This is a genomic window from Brevundimonas sp. MF30-B (assembly GCF_004683885.1).
Taxonomy (GTDB): Bacteria; Pseudomonadota; Alphaproteobacteria; order Caulobacterales; family Caulobacteraceae; genus Brevundimonas.
Window position 1 is genome coordinate 866935 of record NZ_CP038440.1, and the last position, 17311, is coordinate 884245.

12 protein-coding genes and 1 pseudogene are annotated in these 17311 nt (G+C 67.0%); 8 read left to right on the forward strand and 5 right to left on the reverse strand.

Features of this window, described 5'->3' with window-relative positions; translation table 11 throughout:
- Positions 1–9: 9 nt before the first annotated feature.
- The 4 genes from E4M01_RS04440 to E4M01_RS04455 all read left to right on the forward strand — a co-directional run bounded on the left by E4M01_RS04440 (position 10) and on the right by E4M01_RS04455 (position 5286).
- Positions 10–747: a hypothetical protein gene (locus E4M01_RS04440; protein WP_135062043.1), complete on the forward strand. Its 738-nt coding sequence runs from the start codon at positions 10–12 to the stop codon at positions 745–747.
- Between the two features lie 4 nt (positions 748–751).
- The gene (locus E4M01_RS04445) at positions 752–3397 is read left to right on the forward strand and encodes a fimbria/pilus outer membrane usher protein (RefSeq protein WP_135062042.1); all 2646 of its coding nucleotides are present in this window, start codon (positions 752–754) and stop codon (positions 3395–3397) included.
- Between the two features lie 112 nt (positions 3398–3509).
- Positions 3510–4298: a hypothetical protein gene (locus E4M01_RS04450; protein ID WP_135062041.1), complete on the forward strand. Its 789-nt coding sequence runs from the start codon at positions 3510–3512 to the stop codon at positions 4296–4298.
- A 307-nt stretch (positions 4299–4605) separates the two neighbouring features.
- A complete protein-coding gene (locus tag E4M01_RS04455) occupies positions 4606–5286 on the forward strand; it encodes a helix-turn-helix transcriptional regulator (protein ID WP_135062040.1) in 681 nt (226 codons plus the stop codon).
- Between the two features lie 21 nt (positions 5287–5307).
- Here the strand turns inward: E4M01_RS04455 and E4M01_RS04460 are convergent, their stop codons facing one another.
- Positions 5308–6072, reverse strand: a complete 765-nt coding sequence (locus E4M01_RS04460; RefSeq protein WP_135062039.1) for an extensin family protein — start codon at positions 6070–6072, stop codon at positions 5308–5310.
- Positions 6073–6200: 128 nt separating this feature from the next.
- On the opposite strand from E4M01_RS04460, the gene E4M01_RS04465 reads away from it, so the two are divergent.
- Together E4M01_RS04465 and uvrB are read left to right on the forward strand one after the other, a co-directional pair.
- The gene (locus E4M01_RS04465) at positions 6201–8459 is read left to right on the forward strand and encodes a TonB-dependent receptor domain-containing protein (protein ID WP_135062038.1); all 2259 of its coding nucleotides are present in this window, start codon (positions 6201–6203) and stop codon (positions 8457–8459) included.
- Between the two features lie 82 nt (positions 8460–8541).
- Positions 8542–10911 carry an excinuclease ABC subunit UvrB gene (gene uvrB / locus E4M01_RS04470; protein ID WP_135062037.1) on the forward strand — a complete coding sequence of 790 codons (2370 nt, stop codon included), beginning with the start codon at positions 8542–8544 and terminating at the stop codon, positions 10909–10911.
- Between the two features lie 6 nt (positions 10912–10917).
- Here the strand turns inward: uvrB and E4M01_RS04475 are convergent, their stop codons facing one another.
- Entirely contained in the window at positions 10918–12186 is a 1269-nt protein-coding gene (locus tag E4M01_RS04475; protein WP_135062036.1) for a hypothetical protein, read from the reverse strand.
- A 337-nt stretch (positions 12187–12523) separates the two neighbouring features.
- On the opposite strand from E4M01_RS04475, the pseudogene E4M01_RS14665 reads away from it, so the two are divergent.
- Positions 12524–12730 (forward strand): annotated as a pseudogene (locus tag E4M01_RS14665) (DpnI domain-containing protein); the annotation flags it as partial.
- A gap of 71 nt (positions 12731–12801) precedes the next feature.
- Positions 12802–13350, forward strand: coding sequence for a hypothetical protein (locus tag E4M01_RS04485; protein WP_245158176.1), 549 nt, complete (start codon positions 12802–12804; stop codon positions 13348–13350).
- Between the two features lie 257 nt (positions 13351–13607).
- Here E4M01_RS04485 and bglX read toward each other — a convergent pair whose 3' ends face one another.
- The 3 genes from bglX to E4M01_RS04500 all read right to left on the reverse strand — a co-directional run bounded on the left by bglX (position 13608) and on the right by E4M01_RS04500 (position 17280).
- A complete protein-coding gene (bglX, locus tag E4M01_RS04490; RefSeq protein ID WP_209316073.1) occupies positions 13608–15827 on the reverse strand; it encodes a beta-glucosidase BglX in 2220 nt (739 codons plus the stop codon).
- Positions 15828–15953: 126 nt separating this feature from the next.
- Positions 15954–16580 (reverse strand): CDP-diacylglycerol--glycerol-3-phosphate 3-phosphatidyltransferase, encoded by a 627-nt coding sequence (pgsA, locus tag E4M01_RS04495; protein ID WP_135062032.1) that lies wholly within the window; start codon positions 16578–16580, stop codon positions 15954–15956.
- A 76-nt stretch (positions 16581–16656) separates the two neighbouring features.
- A complete protein-coding gene (locus tag E4M01_RS04500) occupies positions 16657–17280 on the reverse strand; it encodes a carbonic anhydrase (protein WP_135062031.1) in 624 nt (207 codons plus the stop codon).
- Positions 17281–17311: the final 31 nt, after the last annotated feature.

A 17311-nucleotide genomic window follows, 5' to 3' on the forward strand; every position in this document is an offset into this window, starting at 1 on the left:
GATGCAGTCATGAGGTTCAGAGGTTCTATCGCCGTGCTTGCGGCAGCCGCAGTCGTCGTGGTTTCAGCCACGCTCAGCCAGGCGCTCGAGGTGTCGCCTATGGTGGCGAAGCTGACCCCGACCGGCGCCGGGTCCAGCTACCGCCTGACCGTGCGCAACAACAGCGCGACGCCGGCGACCGTCGAAATCGAAGTCTACCGCATGCAAGTCGACGAGTCCGGGGCGCGCAGCCTGACGCCGGAAGAGAACGACATCGCTGTCTTTCCTGTGCAGTCGGTGATTCCGGCCAATCGCGACCAGGTGGCTCAGATCCGCTATGTCGGGGACCCCGGCGCTCAGTCCGGCATGTATCTCGTGCGCGTCGGCCAGTTGCCGATCGACATGCAGACGATTGCCGGCGACGGAGAAGCGGGAGCGGACATCAAGGTCGCCTTCACCATCAACACCTATGTCTTCGTGGCGCCGGCCAGCGCGCGCGCCTCGGTGGAGGTGACCGGCCTGGACCGCGCGCCCAACGGCGATCTGCTGCTGACGGCGCACAACACGGGCCCAGGCTTCGCCCATCTTCGAGAGGCGCGGTTCACCTTGACGACCTCGGATGGACGGGCGCGCGAGGTGCCGGCCCAGTCGGTCGACGTCGGCGAGGTCAGCGTCATGCCTGGCGGCGCCAAGCGCCGCATCCGGATCCCGGCCGCCGTGATCGGCGCGCTGGACGGCCAGGTCACCGCGTCGATCGCCCTGCTGTGACGAAATGGCCCGCAAGACCTCAAGGGCCGCCCCGCGCCCGTACCGGCGGGCCTGGCGGCGCCTGGGCTGCGCCGCCTGCCTTGGCGGCCTGGCTTCGACGGCCTACGCCGCTCCGCCCGATGTCCATGGGGAGGTGATCCGCACCGCCCGGGACCACCCTCTCGCCGGCCGTGTCCACAAATGGGCTGCGACCGGTCCGATCGATCGAGGCGCGTCCTCCGCTTCGGTCGCCGTCGGCGCCGCGCCGGATGTTCCCCCCACGCCCGGCGCGGCGACCGACGGACCCCAGGATCAGGCGCCGCCAGCACGGCCGACCCCGGTCCTGACTCCCATTCAGGGACCGCTGACCCTGGACGGGGCCTATCTGGGGGACATCAGCGGTCTCGTCGACACTCAGGGCGAGGGCCTGATCGATGCAGCCGCACTGATGGACCTTCTGGGGCCGCGTCTGTCGCCCGAACTGCGCGACGGCCTCAACACGCGGATCGCCGGCCAGACCCGCGTCAACATGGCCGACCTTCGCAGCGAAGGCTTCTCACTGAGTTTCGACCCCTTCGCCCTGACCTTCGTCGCCGAACTGGCGCCGGGCGCCAGAGCGCGCCGCGACGTCAGCCTCGCGCGCAACGAGACGGTCGATCCTTCGGCGTACGACGCCCCGGCCCGCTTCGCCGCAGGCGCAAACATCGTCCTTGCTCAGCGATACTCTCATACCGAGGATGAGTTTTCGCCCCTTCAGGGCGGCGTCGATGTCTTCGCCAAGGTCGGCGGGTTCGACGGCGTCACCTTCACCGGCGGCTACGACTATGATGAAGGCGACGAACAGGAGCGTTGGCGGCGTCGCGAGTTCCGCCTGACCAAGGATCTGTTCCGGTCCGCCATCCGCCTCACCGCTGGAGAGTTCGCGCCGCCCGTCGAGAGTTTTCAGGGCTCCCGTCGCTTCCTCGGCCTATCGGCGGCGCGCGCCTATTCAACGATCCGGCCCTTTCAGAATGTGCGTCCGGCCGGACGCCGGCAGTTCATCCTGGACCGGCCTGCGCTGGTGGTCGTCGAGGTCAACGGGGTGGTGGTCGAACGGCTGAGGCTGGACGCCGGCCCCTATTCCCTGGGCGACTTCGCCTTCGGCCAGGGCGCCAGCACGGTGCGCCTGCTGATCGAGGACGACCAGGGTCAGCGAGAGATCGCCGTCTTCGATCTGTTCGGCGGCACGGGGCTGCTGGATCCCGGCATCGTGGACTTCGGCGTATCGGCCGGCGTGCTCGAGGAGGGCGGGCAGCTCGAGTACGGTTCGACCCTGGCGGCGTCGGGCTTCTTCCGCAAGGGCTTGAGCGATCGTCTGACGGTCGGGGGTTCAGCCCAGCTTGCGCGCGGCCGCGCCCAGATCGGCGCCTTGACCACCTGGGGCTCGCGCCTGGGGCTGGTCCAGTTCAGCGGCGCGGCCAGCCGGAACGGCGATACGGGCCGCACGGGCTATGTCGCATCGATCGACTACCTTCGCGAGGTGGCGCTGCGGGGCGACGTCGACCTGCGGTTCGTGGCCTCGGCTCAGGCGACCAGCCGCCATTTCCAGACCGCCTTCGACGACGCAGCCTTCAATCGGGAGCGCTGGCGTGTCGCCGCCCAGACCCTGATCCGCTTTCGCGACTATTCGGCCACCCTGGGGGCCGCCTTCGTAAAGGGACGCTTGCAGCGGGACCGGCACGATCTGAGTCTATCGGTCGGACGCAGCTTTCAGCGGTTTGGCGTCAATCTGGCGGTGCAGCGCGCGACGGACTTCGACGGCCGCGTCGACACCCGCTTCGGCTTCACCCTCACGACCCGGTTCGGCGGTCGATGGAGCGGCGTGGCTCGCTACGACAGCCGCAACGATCTGCGCGAGGCGGGCATCTCGCGGTCCTCCAGCGGTCGTCTCAACGACCTCAGCGGCGACCTGCGCTTCTCGCAGGATCGGATGAACCAGGCGATCGCGGCGGACCTGCGCTACATCAACAATCGGTTCGACGCCGAACTGGTGACCAATCGTCTGGTCTCGAGCCAGTCGGGCGACAACAGCCGGCTGGAATCGCTGTGGCGGGTCTCTACCCTCGTCGGTTACGCCGACGGCGCCTTCGGCATGGGTCGGACCGCGCGCGAGGGGTTCGTGATCGCGACCCGCCATCCGACCCTGAAGCGAACGCAGGTCAGCCTTACGGACGCGAGCGGCTATGCGGTCGCGCGCAGCGGCTGGTTCGGGCCGGCTCTGGCCGGGGTGGACCGCGCCTATGGCGTGCGTCGATACGAAATCCAGGTCGATCCGTTGCCTGCAGGTTACGACCTTGGCAGCGGCGTCATCAGCGCCTTTCCCGGCTTCGGCGACGGCTATCGCGTGGAGGTCGGCAGCGACGCCTCCCTGACGGCGCGCGGCGTCCTGATGACAGGCCAGGGCCCCCTGTCTTTGATCGGTGGCCTCATCGTCCCGCAGAGCGCTGAGGCTGACACGGCCGGCAAGCCCTTCTTCACCAATCGCAACGGGCGCTTCATCGCCGACGGCCTCGCGCCCGGCCGCTATCGGATCATGGTGCGTGGCGAGCGCGTCGGTGAGTTCGTCATCCCCGAGAACACGGAAGGCATAGTCGATGTCGGCGAAATCCTGGCCAGCCCGCCGCGCCCCTGAAAACCGCCGTTGCTGCAGATGGCTCGCCGCCGCAGCCGCCCTTCTTTCCACGTGGGGTCTGAGCGGACCTGCGGCGGCTTGCGACCTCGTCCTGGCTCAGGCGCCGGAACCTGTGCGCATCGCTTACAATCCGTTCGCGCCGGATGGAGCCGCGCCGGCGGCGTTGGACCTGCTGTTTCAGAACCGCTCCGACGCCGTCTGCGACCTTCGGCTCGCGCTCACCGACGCCGCAGGGCTTGAGGTTGGACAGCTGACCCTGGCCGGGGTCGAGGTCGAGTTCCGCGCCCGCGAGTCATCGGGACTGGTTGAGGCGCCGACTCAGCGAGGAGTATTCCACCTGTCTGTCGCCGGCGGATCGACGGGGCGGGCTCAGCTGAACGCGGTGGTGCTGAACGACGCGGTCGCCGAGGCGGGCGTGTACGAGGTCGAGCTGACGCTGTTGGTAAGAGACGCGGCCGGCCGTTCTCTGCTGGCGCCCGTTCCCCTGCGCGTGGCCCTTGTCTCAACGCCGCGTGCGCAGCTGAGCCTGGCCGGCGCCGCCGGAGCTTTCGGGTCGGGCTCCAGCGTGGAGGTCGTGGATTTCGGCGAGGCGGCGACCGGCGCAACCCGCCGCATATTCGTTCAGCTTAGAGCCAATGCGCCATCCAGCCTGATCATCTCATCCCAGCACCGCGGTGTCCTGAAACGCGTCGAGCCCTTGGAGGGCGCCCCCAGTCTGGCCTACCGCCTGGAGGTGGACGGGCAGGTCGTCGATCTCGCCACCCGCTGGTCCCGTCCAGTCGACCCGCCACGCGACAAGTCCGGTTTGTCCCTGCCCATGATCTTCACCCTGGGCGAGGTGAGGGGGCCCGCGGCGGGGCGCTACGAAGATGTGCTTACGATCGATATCTCACCAGATTAACCTTTGTTAACTTTGTGGATAGCAAGATCATGACTGTGGATCATGGAAATATATTTATATAAACTTCAAGAACGCAAGCTCTCGATTTTGGCTCCGGTTATCTATTCAATCATAGTACTCGAGTTATTGATAAGATATCGCGTGTCATAAACGCGTAGAAGGAAGTTCAAAAACTTTCATTTTCCAGGAAGCCATCTTGAATTCGCTCTTACATTGAGGAATGGTGATCGACGGTTTCAGACGGTCGGCAGATCGCGCTCGAAACCTTCAAAGAACCGCTCGGGCTGAGCGGTGAGGAGCTGGGGCCATGACGGTTTATGAGCTCAAGGAGTCCGCCACGGACGAGGCGAGGCGGCGGCGCCTTTTGAAGCCTATCGGCATATGGTCGGCTGGACGCAGATCCAACGCCGAGGTCGTTTCGGATGTCTGCGAGGGGGCAGACAGTCTCGAAACCTGGGCCTGGTTTGAGCATGACTGCGTGGCGCGGTTCGTCCTGGACCGCGACGGGCGAGTGCTGCGCGCCAACGGCAAGGGGCGCGAACTGACCGACGCCGGACTGGTGGGCGCGGGCGGCGTGTTTGTGCGCCCAGGTCATCGAAACCGTCCCGACCTGGACGTCCTTATGGCGCGCCTCGCCGACGGGGTGCAGTCTCACGGCCGCCTTTTGTTCAGGGCCGGCGACGACGACTGGTGCATCCTGAAATTGCTGGTGGCGCCGGAAACGCCGGACCGGGTCTTCGCCGCCCTATGTCCCATAAAGCCGATCCCTGCAGAGCGTATCGAAATGCTCCGCGCCGTCTTTGGCCTGACCCGATCGGAGACCTCGGTCCTGGTCCACCTCACGTCGGGCGAGGCCCCGAAGGAGATCGGTCGCCAACTCGACATGTCGGTCCACACCGTGCGCGCTCACCTGAGGTCGCTCTGCATGCGGATGGGGGTCAAGGGGATAAACGGCGCGCTCAGACTCAGCTTCCAACTGACGACTTGACCGCTCGGGCCGCGGGCCGCGTCAGGAGCACAGCCGCCCGTCCTCGGCCTCCAGGTGCAGATGGTCGTCATGCAGGCGGTTGTAGTCGGGCGACAGGGTCGTGCCGAAGATGGCGCAGGCGTCGTCGCGGATGCGGAGCAGGAAGCGGGCCTCGGGCGTGTTTCCATGCCAGTCGTTGGTGATGGTGATGCGCCGCCCGTCGCTCAGACGAACGCCGGCGATGTCGATGGCGGCGGCGCGGGCGTGGGCGCTGGGCCGGCCGGTCGCGGCGCTGTTCACATTGCGGCAGGCGTAGACGCCCATGTGGTCGATCTGATCGACGCGCGCGCCTAAAATCTCCATCGCTGCGGGCTCTACCGACTGACGCCGCCAGACGCTGAGCGCCACCGCCAGTCGGCACGTCATGACCGGCTGAGCCGGCGCCATGCGCGAGCGCACGCCATAGTCCGCGCCCAGCGTCCCGGCTCGCTCGATGCGGCAGACCTCGGTGTTGGCGCGGTCCGGCACGGGGGTGAAGGTCACCCGAGCGGCGCCCAGGACCGAGGCGCAGTCCTCGGGTCGCATGGCCGCCCGCGCCACGGCGCCGCGCGTGCCGCCATCGATGGGGGCGTCGATAGAGAACGCCGCGCCAGTCCCGACCCCCGCTCCGCTCCAGGGCGAAGGCGCCGATGACGGCGGTCCGTAGGGGCCCACGCGCGGCGCATCTGGGATCAGCCGACCGCAGCCTGCCGCGGCGAGGATGACGCCGCAGCACAGCAGGGATTTCAGGACGCGTGTTCGGCTCATCGTCATTCCCTAGCCGGATTCTTGCGACGCGCGCCTAGCGAATGTGTCGCAGTTACAAAGCCGAGCTTCGGCCCTAGACGTCCGCGCGTTTGATAGCCGTTCGCATTCGCATTCACCGAAGGTTCCTGATGTCTCTCCGCCCGTCTGCCGCCCTCTTGTCGGCCGTCTTGTGCTCGGCCGCCCCTGCCGCCCTGGCGAGCACGGATGTGGTGATGACCAATCCCGACAGCCCGCAGGTTGTCGAATCCATCGTCGTAGTGGGCTCGCGCGAAGCCGCGCGACGTGCCGGCGGATCCGCAGCCTTCATCGACACCACCGAGCTGAGGGTGTTCGACAACGCCGACGTCAACCGCGTCCTGCGCCAGGTTCCCGGCGTGGTGCTTCAGGAGGAGGACGGCTTCGGCCTGCGTCCGAACATCGGCATCCGGGGCTCGGGCACGGACCGCAGCGGCCGCGTCGCCGTCATGGAGGACGGCGTGCTGATCGCCCCGGCCCCCTACGCCGCCCCGGCCGCCTACTATTTCCCACGGATGGCGCGCATGAGCGGCGTCGAGGTGGTGAAGGGCCCGGGCGCGATCAAATACGGCCCGCTGACCACCGGGGGCGCGATCGGCTTTTTCTCCACGCCCATTCCCGAAGGCGAGGCGGGCGACTTCGCCGGCCGCGCCTCGATCCTGGTCGGGGACGACCGCGCGCTTCAGGCCCATGCCTGGGCCGGCGGCTGGGTCGGCGTGGGCGGTGGCTGGGAGGTCGGGGGCCTGATCGAGCTGCTGCACGAGAGCAACGACGGCTTCAAGCGACTGGACAACGGCGGCCCAACTGGCTTCGAGATCGACGACGCGGTCATCAAGCTGGGCCTGCGCGACGTCGGGGGCCGCCACGCCCTGACCTTCAAGTATCAGAACAACGGCGAACGGTCGGACGAGACCTATCTCGGCCTGACGCTGGAGGACTTCCGCGCCGACCCCTTCCGTCGCTACGCCGGCAGCCAGGTCGACGTCATGGACGTCGATCATGAGACCTTCCAGCTGACCTACGGTCTGGAGCTCACCGACCGCATCAGCCTGACCACCACCGCCTATCGCAACGAGACCAGCCGCGCCTGGTATAAGCTGAACGACGTGCGCAACGCCGCCGGCACGGGCTGGGTCGGCATCAGCGCGGTCCTGGCCGATCCGCAGACCTACGCCCCTGAGATGGCGATCCTGCGGGGCGCGCCCGGCTTCGTGAGCCCAGCCCAGGCCCTGCGCGTGCGCAACAACAACCGCGCCTATCTGGCCGAGGGCGTGCAGTCGGTCCTGACCGCCCGCTTCGACACCGGCGCGCTGGACCACACCCTCGAGGTGTCGGCCCGCTGGCACCGCGACAGCGAGGACCGCTTCCAGCGCGACGACGTCTATCGCATGGCCGACGGCGACATGATCCTGACCACGCGCGGCGTCGACGGCGCCCAGGAAAACCGCGTGGGCGAGGCCGAGGCCTGGGCCTTCTTCGTGCGCGACACCATCCGCGTGGGCGCGCTGACTGTCACGCCCGGCCTGCGCTATGAGACCATCGATTTGACGCGCACCAACTATCCGACCAGCCCGCCCAGCCGCGCGGCCCCGGCCTCTGTGGTCGAAAGCAATGTCGATGTCTGGATTCCCGGCGTCGGCGTCACCTTCGATCTAACGCCCGAGCTGCGCCTGGTCGCCGGCGCCCACCGCGGCTTCGCCAATCCGGGGCCAGGCTCCAGCGTCGATCCCGAGACATCCTGGAACTACGAGGCCGGCGCGCGGTTCGAGCGCGACGCCCTGTCGGTCGAGGCCATCGCCTTCCTCAACGACTACGACAATTTGCTGGGGACCTGCACCGCTTCCACCGGCGGGGGCTGCGCCATCGGCGACCAGTTCTCGGCCGGCGCGGTCGAGGTGCGCGGGATCGAGGTCGCGGGCCGCTGGGACGCGGGCCGGTCGCTCGGTCTGTCGTTCGGCGCGCCTCTGTCGCTGGTCTACACCCTTAGCGACGGCGAGTTCGGGACCAGCTTCCAGTCCAGCTACGGCCCCTGGGGGTCGGTTCAGTCGGGCGATGAGTTGCCCTACCTGCCGCGCCACCAGCTGACCCTGAACGCCGGCGTGGATTTCGGCCGCTGGGGCGTCAACGTCTCGGCCAACCGCGTTTCGGCCGCGCGCGCGGAGGCCGGCTCGGGGGCCATCGCCGAGGATCAGCGCATCGACGCCCGCACCCTGATCGACGCCTCCGCCCGCTTGGAGCTGACCGATCGGGTCGAGCTGTTCGGCCGCGTCAACAACCTGACCGACGAGGTCTACAACGTCGCCTTCTCCCCCGCCGGCGCTCGCCCCGGCGCCCCGCGTCAGGTCCTGGCCGGCGTGCGCATGACCTTTTGACGGAGACGATCTGGGCGCGCGCAACCCGCCGCCCGTTCCGCGCGCTCTGGCGAGAGGCCCTTGCTCGTCCTAGATTGTGTTCATGAACCGTTCTTCCGCTCCGAAGGGCTCCGCGCCCCGTCTGACCAAGCCCGTGCACGTGCCCGGCAAGGTGGCCGAGGCTCCGGCCGCCTTTCTGCGCGACGACGATGGCAACAGCGCCAAGGCCGCACCCAAGACGCCGCACATGCCGATGTTCGCGCCCGTCACCGGTCCGCGGCTGACGCCCGAGGAGGCGCCCGGCGCGCCGACGGACTGGGTGCCGCACCGCCCCTCGCGCGCCCTGGACAAGAAGCGCCAGAAGTTCCGCCTGCAGACGACCTACACCCCCGCGGGCGACCAGCCCGCCGCCATCGCCGAACTGGTCGAACAGGCCAAGGCGGGCGAGCGCGACCAGGTGCTGCTGGGCGTCACCGGCTCGGGCAAGACCTTCACCATGGCCAAGGTGATCGAACAGACCCAGCGCCCCGCCCTGATCCTGGCGCCGAACAAGACGCTGGCGGCTCAACTATACTCGGAGTTCAAGAGTTTCTTTCCAGACAATGCGGTTGAATACTTTGTAAGCTATTACGACTATTATCAACCTGAAGCATATGTTCCCCGAACTGACACTTACATCGAAAAGGATAGCTCGATAAACGAGCAGATCGACCGGATGCGCCACTCGGCGACGCGGGCTATTCTGGAGCGGGACGACGTTATCGTCGTGGCCTCGGTCAGCTGCATCTACGGCATCGGGTCGGTCGAGACCTATACGGCGATGACGTTCACGCTGAAGGCGGGCGATCAGATCGACGAGGCGAAGCTGCGGGCCGACCTGATCGCGCTGCAGTACAAGCGCAACGACATGACGTTCGAGCGCGGCATGTTCAGGAAGCGCGGCGACACGCTGGAGATCTTCCCCGTCCACCTGGAGGACCGGGCCTGGCGCATCAGCCTGTTCGGCGACGAGATCGAGGCGATCCAGGAGTTCGACCCCCTGACCGGCAAGAAGACCGCCGATCTGGACGAGGTCACCGTCTACGCCGCCAGCCACTATGTCACGCCGCGCCCGACGCTGAACCAGGCCATGACCGGCATCAAGGCCGAGCTGAAGGAGACGCTCGACTGGATGGTCGAGAACGGCAAGCTCCTGGAAGCCCAGCGCCTGGAGCAGCGCACGCGCTTCGATCTGGAGATGATGGAGGCCACGGGCTCGTGCGCCGGCATCGAGAACTACAGCCGCTGGCTGACCGGCCGCGCGCCCGGCGAGCCGCCGCCCACCTTCTTCGAATACATCCCCGACAACGCCCTGCTGTTCGTCGACGAGAGCCACGTCACCGTGGGCCAGATCGGCGGCATGTACCGGGGCGACTACCGCCGCAAGTCGACGCTGGCGGAGTACGGCTTCCGCCTGCCCAGCTGTATCGACAACCGCCCGCTCAAGTTCGACGAGTGGAACGCCATGCGGCCCCAGACGGTCCACGTCTCGGCCACGCCCGGCAAGTGGGAGATGGAACAGACCGGCGGCGTCTTCGTCGAACAGGTCATCCGCCCCACCGGCCTCATCGACCCGCCGGTCGAGGTGCGCCCCGTCTCGGGCAAGACCCGCAACCAGGTCGACGACGTCATCGACGAGGTGAAGGCCACGACCGCGCGCGGCTACCGCTCCCTGGTCACCACCCTGACCAAGAAGATGGCCGAGGACCTGACCGAATACATGCACGAACAGGGGGTGCGCGTCCGCTACATGCACTCTGACGTCGACACGCTGGAGCGGATCGAGATCCTGCGCGACCTGCGCCTGGGGACCTTCGACTGCCTGATCGGCATCAACCTGCTGCGCGAGGGGCTGGACATCCCCGAGTGCGGCCTGGTCGCCATTCTGGACGCCGATAAGGAGGGCTTCCTGCGCTCCGAGACCTCGCTGGTCCAGACTATCGGCCGTGCTGCGCGCAACGTCGACGGCCGCGTCATCCTGTACGCCGACCGCATGACCGGCTCGATGGAGCGCGCCATGGGCGAGACCGAGCGCCGGCGCGAGAAGCAGCAGGCCTACAACGCCGAACACGGCATTACGCCCGAAAGCGTGCGCCGCGACATCAAGGAGATCCTGGAAAGCCCCTACGAAAGCCGCGAGCTGGACCGCCTGACCCGCCCCGGCGTCGCCGAGGCCGCCAAACCCTTCGTCGGCTCCAACTTCCAGGCCACCCTCAGGGACCTGGAGGCCAAGATGCGCGAGGCCGCGTCCAACCTGGAGTTCGAACAGGCCGCCCGCCTGCGCGACGAGATCAAGAAGATGAAGCTGCTCGACCTGGAGTTCGCCAACGAGGCCCTCACCGCCTCAGGCGAAGAGGTCGACAAGTCCGCGCCGAAGCGGTGGCGCGCGGAAGCGGCGGCCGAGAAGGCGGAGCGGTTCAGGAAGGGGCGGTAGGGGAGACTACATCACCTTGAACGCTGGAGCGTCGTCCGCGCGCTTGAAGCCGGTGATGCCACCATCCTGAGACACTTTGATACCTAGGCCAAACTCCGCTAGGGCTTTTGCAGCCGCTAGGCGGCCACCGCCCGTAGAGCCGCCTTCGATTTTAAGGATCGCACCGACAGCGAGTATATCGCCCTTGTGAGAAAGAATGAGGGCACCGTCGATCGCAACAAGCTCTTGTCGAATCCTGCGATCTAAATCTTGGAACTTACTCCCTGATATAGCGGCTTTGACTGATCTTGCTTTAACGCTCCTTCCTGTCGCTACACGGTCGTCTGCCGATACAATTTTTTTCCAAGCGTCTGATTTTCCGATCTGGACAACACCAATACATGCTCCTGTCCTAGCAAAAGATGCATCAAGGCAGGTTTCGTATATTTTTTTTCGGATTTCTGTTTTTCTTGGCAGATTCATTTGCGTCACTACCGGTATGTGCGTCATAAAATTCCACCTTCCTGATCTTCTTGCAAAAACCATTTGGTGGTCATGATATATCAATATCTCGCCAAGCCTGTTTAAGGAGAGGGCTATCCTTCTTTCATGCTTCGTCGTCCATTCGGCCACTTGGGCTTGTCGAAGCGGGCAGTAAGAAGGGAGATCTTTCTTGAGCTCGAGCGCTTCGTGACCTAGAAGCTCCCCCTCATTCAATGTGAATGTTAGAATAGTGTCGTGGCCATTGCTGAGCACAGCGCCAAAGTCATGCTTTGCAACTGCACGCATGTCGGGACGCCGCCCTGGCTGATCAATATTGACATGCCGCAATCCAAGAGCTGCCGATACCGGCGCCCCTTCATAAAGGCGAGAACTCCAATCAGATAGCTGATCGATCGCGTTAAGGATCGTGCTTCGCCATGCCGCCTTTTTGTCTTTTGGAGCATTCGCTACCAACGCCCGAGCGATGACTCTTCGCTGAAACCCGGCAAGAAGATCATCTATATACTCCGTGCCAACGTGATCTTTTATTTCTATAAGGGCCTCAACAAAAGATTCTATTACAGTACGCTCGGGTATTCTGTCCTTTGATGACTTAACAAAGGCCTGCGGTCGCGATATTACCAATCTATAATCGTCCGATGCTTCAACTTTGAATGCAATACTGCACGGACCGGTTATTGCCACCAGCTGATGGTGACGCACAGATGGCTTTGCTTTCTCCTCGATTTTCGCACCTGAGAAAAACGGCAGCAGAAAGCGGTCAGCCAAATCCCGAAGAACAAGCTCGTCCATGACCCCCCCGAATCTGATTGGTGACATACATATGAAACCAACGATTGTCGTAGTTCAACTGACGGGCGCAATCGTTGGAAGACCGGCAGGGCTGTATGGCCAGCATCGCGCATTCTAAAGCTTCCGCAAGGCCTAGTCGGTGCCACGGAGCAGAGGATACATAACCATTTTGCCGTCTCGCTAGACGGTAGGCCCTGAATGACCCGCTTCCGCCAAGCCCGCCACGTGAACGAGGATGACATTCAATGGAGCCCGCTCAGCTTCGCCGAGAAACAAGCGGATTTTAAAAGGCCCGACCCAGAATGTTCGCGCACTAAGCTAAGGCTGGGTTGCGGCGCATATGTTCTGTCCGGCCTGCGGCGCGGAGCGGCTGCGGTGTTGCCGAACAGTTCGCCGGTCGGACTTCGTTTGCGCCTGCGCCGAAGAATTCGAGCTCAAGGCCAAGAAGGATGCGCTGGGGCGGTCGATCCCGGACGGCACTCTCGGCGCGATGACGGTGCGGCTGACGGGGCGCATCAATCGCAGCCTGTTCGCCATGAGCTATGACCGGGATCACGTTGGCGGGCCTAACCCCACGTCCGATCCTGACGCGCCGGCGCGCTATGCCTCTCCTCCATGGAGTATCGCCGTCAGCCCAAGATCCGCTCTGAAGAGACCTGGCACGAGATCCGGCGGGCGTGGGAGCGGGGCGAGACGGGGGCGTCGCTGGCGCTGCGGTATGATGTGGGGCTGGCGAACCTGTGGCGGCGGCGCGCCTCGGAGGGGTGGCGCAGGCTGAGGACGGGCGAGGAGCCGCCGGTCGAGCCGGTGGAGGGCTGGGCGCGATATGCACGGCGCCAGCGCGAGGCCTTCGACCGGCGGCTGGAGGACACGCGCGAACTGGCGGAATGCCTGATGAAGGCGGCGCAGGACGAGCGGCTGAGCCTGGCGCCGACCTTTCACATTCCGTGGCTGTATCACTGGCGGGCGGATCATCTGGGCGCCGAGGCCGCCGCGCGGGATCGGGCGCGGGCGCGCGAGGCGGGGCATCCGTGGGCCGAGGTCTTCTGGCGCGAGGACGGCACGCTGCGGCCGCTGGAGACGCTGGACGAGGAGATGGCGCGGCTGGAGCCCGAGGAGCTGCGCGAGGCGCTGGGCCTGCCGCCGGGGGTGGCGCTGGACTGAGGGCGGCGCCTGTCGGTGCGCTGCGCGCGCATCGCTCCGTCGGCATCGTCCGGCCGGTCACGTGTTTTCAGGGACTTGCCGCGCGGCCCGCGTGTCGTCGGGCGTGGTTGCCCGCCTGGGTCGGGGGTCGGGGCAGGATGACGGGGCCGGCGCCGGACCGGATTTCACACCATTCACACCATTCACACCCTGTTTTTCGGCGCAGAGCGTGAAGCGGGCCGGGGGCCGCGGGGCCGCCCTCTGATCGCGGAGGGGCGCTAGCCGGCGCGCAGCTCGAAGCCGCCCTCCAGCCCCGTCTCGGCCGAGGGGGCGATCCAGACGGCGAAGCGGCCCGGTTCGGCGATCCACGTCAGGTCGCGGCCGACGAACTCCAGATCCCGGCGGGTCAGGGTGAAGGTCACGCGGCGGCTTTCGCCGGGCTGGAGCGCGACGCGCTGGAAGGCCTTCAGCTGGCGGATCGGGCGCGTCACCGAGGCGGCGCGGTCGTGGATGTACAGCTGCACGACCTCGTCGGCCGCGCGCGCACCGGTGTTGGACACCTGGGCCGACACCTGCAGCGCGCCGTCCCAGGCCAGGACGCCGTCGCCCACCTCCAGATCGGCGTAGTCGATGCGGCCATAGGTCAGGCCGTGACCGAAGGGCCAGGCGGCGATGTTCAGCGTCTCGCGATAGCGCGCCTTGAACTCCTCGCCATGCTCCAGGCTGAGCGGTGGGCGGCCGGTGACCTTGCGGTCGTAGTAGAAGGGCGACTGGCCCGTGTGGCGCGGGAAGCTGACCGGCAGGCGGCCCGACGGCGCATGATCGCCGAACAGGATGTCGGCCACGGCGTGGCCCGTCTCGGCGCCCAGGAACCAGGCGCACAGGATGGCCTCGGCCGACTGGGCCGCGCCGTCCAGCACCAGGGCGCGGCCGGACTTCAGGATCAGGACGATCGGCTTGCCGACGGCGGCGACCGCCTCGACCAGGGCGCGCTGCGGCGCCGGCAGGCCGATGTCGAGGCGCGACTGGGCCTCGCCCGACATGCGCTCGCCTTCGCCCACGACCAGAACAACGACGTCCGACGCCTGGGCCGCCTGGACCGCCGCCTCGATCCCGCCGTCGATGGCGCTTTCGGCGTCGCAGCCTTTGGCCACCTTCAGCGCCTGCGGATCGGCCAGGGCCGCGCGCAGGCCGTCCTCGATGCTGACGGCGTATTTCGGATGGCCGAACAGGACCCAGGGGCCGTTCAGGTGGTCGGGTCCGTCGATAAAGGGGCCGATCAGGGCGATGGCCTTGCCGGACTTGGGCAGGGGCAGCAGGTCGCCCCGGTTCTCCAGCAGCACCATGGAGCGCCGCCCGGCCTCGCGCGCCAGCTCGCGGTGCGCCGGCTCGTCGGTCGTTTCGGCCAGCGCCGGCGTCATGCGGTTGAACGGGTCGTCGAACAGGCCCAGCGCCTGCTTCAGCTTGAGCACCCGCCGCACCGAGGCGTCGACCTCGGCCTCGTCCACCTCGCCCGACCGCACCAGATCAGGCAGGTGCTCGGCGTAGAAGCCGGACGACATGCTCATGTCCACGCCGCCGTTGAAGGCCAGGCGCGCCGCGTCGCGCGCATCCTCGGCGAAGCCGTGGGCGATCAGCTCCATGTCGCCGGTGAAGTCCGAAACGACGAAGCCTTCGAAGCCCCATTCGCCGTGCAGCACCGTCTTGGTCAGCCAGGGATTGGCGTGGCACGGCACGCCGGCCAGGTCGTTGAAGGCCGCCATGGTCGACAGGGCGCCGGCCCTAAACGCGGCCTGGAAGGGCGGGAAATAGACCTCGCGCAGCGTGCGCTCGGACACGTCGACGGAGTTGTAGTCCAGGCCCGCCACCGCCGCGCCGTAGGCGGCCAGATGCTTGGGGGTGGCCAGCATGGACTGGGCGTCGGAAAGGCCCTTGGCGCCCTGGAAGCCGCGCACCCGCGCCTCGGCCAGGATGCAGCCCAGAAGCACGTCCTCGCCCGCCCCCTCCACGCCGCGCCCCCAGCGCGCGTCGCGCGAGACGTCGACCATGGGGGCGAAGTTCCAGGCGATGCCGGCGGCCGTCGCCTCGACCGCCGCCGCGCGCGCCGTGCGCTCGGCCAGGTCGGCGTCGAAGGCGGCGGCCTCGGCCAGGGGCGTGGGGAAGATGGTGCGGAAGCCGTGGATCACATCGGCGCCGAACAGCAGCGGAATCTTCAGCCGCGATTCCTCGACGGCGACGCGCTGCATCTCGCGGTGCCAGGTCGCGCTGTCGCCGTTGAACAGGGCGCCGATGCGGCCTTCGCGGACGGCCTGGGCCTGTTCCTCGATCGAGCCGGGCACAGCCTCGGGGTTCGCCGCCGTAGCCGGCGCCGGCGCAAGGGCCGCCGGCATGACCGTGAGCTGACCCGCCTTTTCCTCCAGCGTCATGCGCGCGATCAGGTTCTCGATCGGATCGAGCCCGGCGTCAGCGGCGATGGCGGGGGAGGACGAGTGGGTCATGAGGCAGGCACGCGGATGTAAACGGTTACAGCCGCTATCGACCATCCCCGGCGCGCAAAGGCAATCGCCTTTTGAGTGTAGGCCGGCAATCCGACGCGTTGAGGACTGTCGATGTTCCGGCGAGGCTCAGCCGCCCATCTGCTTCTGCGCCTGGCGGAAATACTGCCAGCCGGTCCACAGGGTGATGACGGCGGCCAGCCAGATCAGGGCGTCGGCGATGAACTGGAAGGTCGGCAGCCAGTCGAACGACAGGCCGAAGCCGTCCCAGTTGCGGGCGAACAGCTGGAAGCCCAGCGCCACCAGCTGCAGGGTCGTCTTCCACTTGGCCAGCAGGGTGACCGGCAGCTCGACCTCGCCGGCGGTGGTCTCGCGCAGGGCCGAGACGGCGAACTCGCGGAACAGGATCAGGCCGCAGGGAATGATGATCTGCGGCACCGACCCGCTGGTCAGCACGCCCAGGATGGCGCCGGTCACCAGGATCTTGTCGGCGATGGGGTCCAGGATGGCGCCCCAGCGCGTCTCGGCGTTCCAGCGCCGCGCCAAAAAGCCGTCGATCCAGTCGGTCGAGGCCGCGATGACGAAGATCCAGAAGGCCGTCCGATAAAGGGCGAATTGGTCGTCAGGGCTCAGATAGGCCGAGGCGAACGGAAAGCCGCTGGTCGCCCCGGCCAGGATCAGGAACATCACCACCCCGGCCAGCAGACGGGCGGCGGTCAGGATGTTGGGGATAGGGTTGGCGCGATGGGCGGTCATGGACAGGCTCCGAAACTGCCGCCCGGTCTGCCACGGTTCGCGACGATAGGCGAGGGCGCGGGACGGACGCGGGGCCTCAGCCCATCACGTCGAAACGGCCGTCCTTGCGCAGCAGGCGCAGCTGGCCCTTGGCGATGCCGAAATGCAGACCGATCAGCTCCAGCTTGCCGGCGGCCTCCCGCTCGGCGATCCAGGGGAAGGTGCGAAGGTTGGCCAGCGACAGGCGCACATTGGCTTCTTCGGACGCCTGCTCGACCTGATCGGCGGGCACGCCCCGGACCTGCTCGCGCACGCTGGGCGCCGCCATGCCGACCCAGGGGGCGACGAAGTCCTGGCAGCTCTCGGGCGCGCCGTTGACCATGGCGTTCACCCCGCCGCAGTGGGCGTGACCCATGACCACGATGCGCGACACCTCAAGCACCTTGACCCCGAATTCGAGCGCCGCCGACACGCCGTGCAGCCGACCATCGGGCTCATAGGGCGGCGCCAGATTGGCGACGTTGCGCACCACGAACAGCTCGCCAGGCGCCGCGTCGAAGATCAGGGCCGGATCGGCGCGGCTGTCGGAACAGGCGACGATCAGGGTGTGCGGCTTCTGCCCCTTGGCCAGAGCCTCGTACTCGGCCTTGGCTTCGGGCCAGCGGGTGTCGCGGAAGCGGTGATAGCCGTTCAGCAGCGGGTCGTTGGTCAAATCCGGCATGGCCCGCTTCATGCCTCATGACCGCGCCAGA

Bases quoted from the DNA above. Each gene is read 5' to 3' on its own strand.
- E4M01_RS04440 (WP_135062043.1), top strand. From the start codon at position 10: ATGAGGTTCAGAGGTTCTATCGCCGTGCTTGCGGCAGCCGCAGTCGTC.
- E4M01_RS04445 (WP_135062042.1), top strand. From the start codon at position 752: ATGGCCCGCAAGACCTCAAGGGCCGCCCCGCGCCCGTACCGGCGGGCC.
- E4M01_RS04455 (WP_135062040.1), top strand. From the start codon at position 4,606: ATGACGGTTTATGAGCTCAAGGAGTCCGCCACGGACGAGGCGAGGCGG.
- E4M01_RS04460 (WP_135062039.1), bottom strand. From the start codon at position 6,072: ATGAGCCGAACACGCGTCCTGAAATCCCTGCTGTGCTGCGGCGTCATC.
- E4M01_RS04465 (WP_135062038.1), top strand. From the start codon at position 6,201: ATGTCTCTCCGCCCGTCTGCCGCCCTCTTGTCGGCCGTCTTGTGCTCG.
- uvrB (WP_135062037.1), top strand. From the start codon at position 8,542: ATGAACCGTTCTTCCGCTCCGAAGGGCTCCGCGCCCCGTCTGACCAAG.
- E4M01_RS04475 (WP_135062036.1), bottom strand. From the start codon at position 12,186: ATGGACGAGCTTGTTCTTCGGGATTTGGCTGACCGCTTTCTGCTGCCG.
- E4M01_RS04485 (WP_245158176.1), top strand. From the start codon at position 12,802: ATGGAGTATCGCCGTCAGCCCAAGATCCGCTCTGAAGAGACCTGGCAC.
- bglX (WP_209316073.1), bottom strand. From the start codon at position 15,827: ATGACCCACTCGTCCTCCCCCGCCATCGCCGCTGACGCCGGGCTCGAT.
- pgsA (WP_135062032.1), bottom strand. From the start codon at position 16,580: ATGACCGCCCATCGCGCCAACCCTATCCCCAACATCCTGACCGCCGCC.
- E4M01_RS04500 (WP_135062031.1), bottom strand. From the start codon at position 17,280: ATGCCGGATTTGACCAACGACCCGCTGCTGAACGGCTATCACCGCTTC.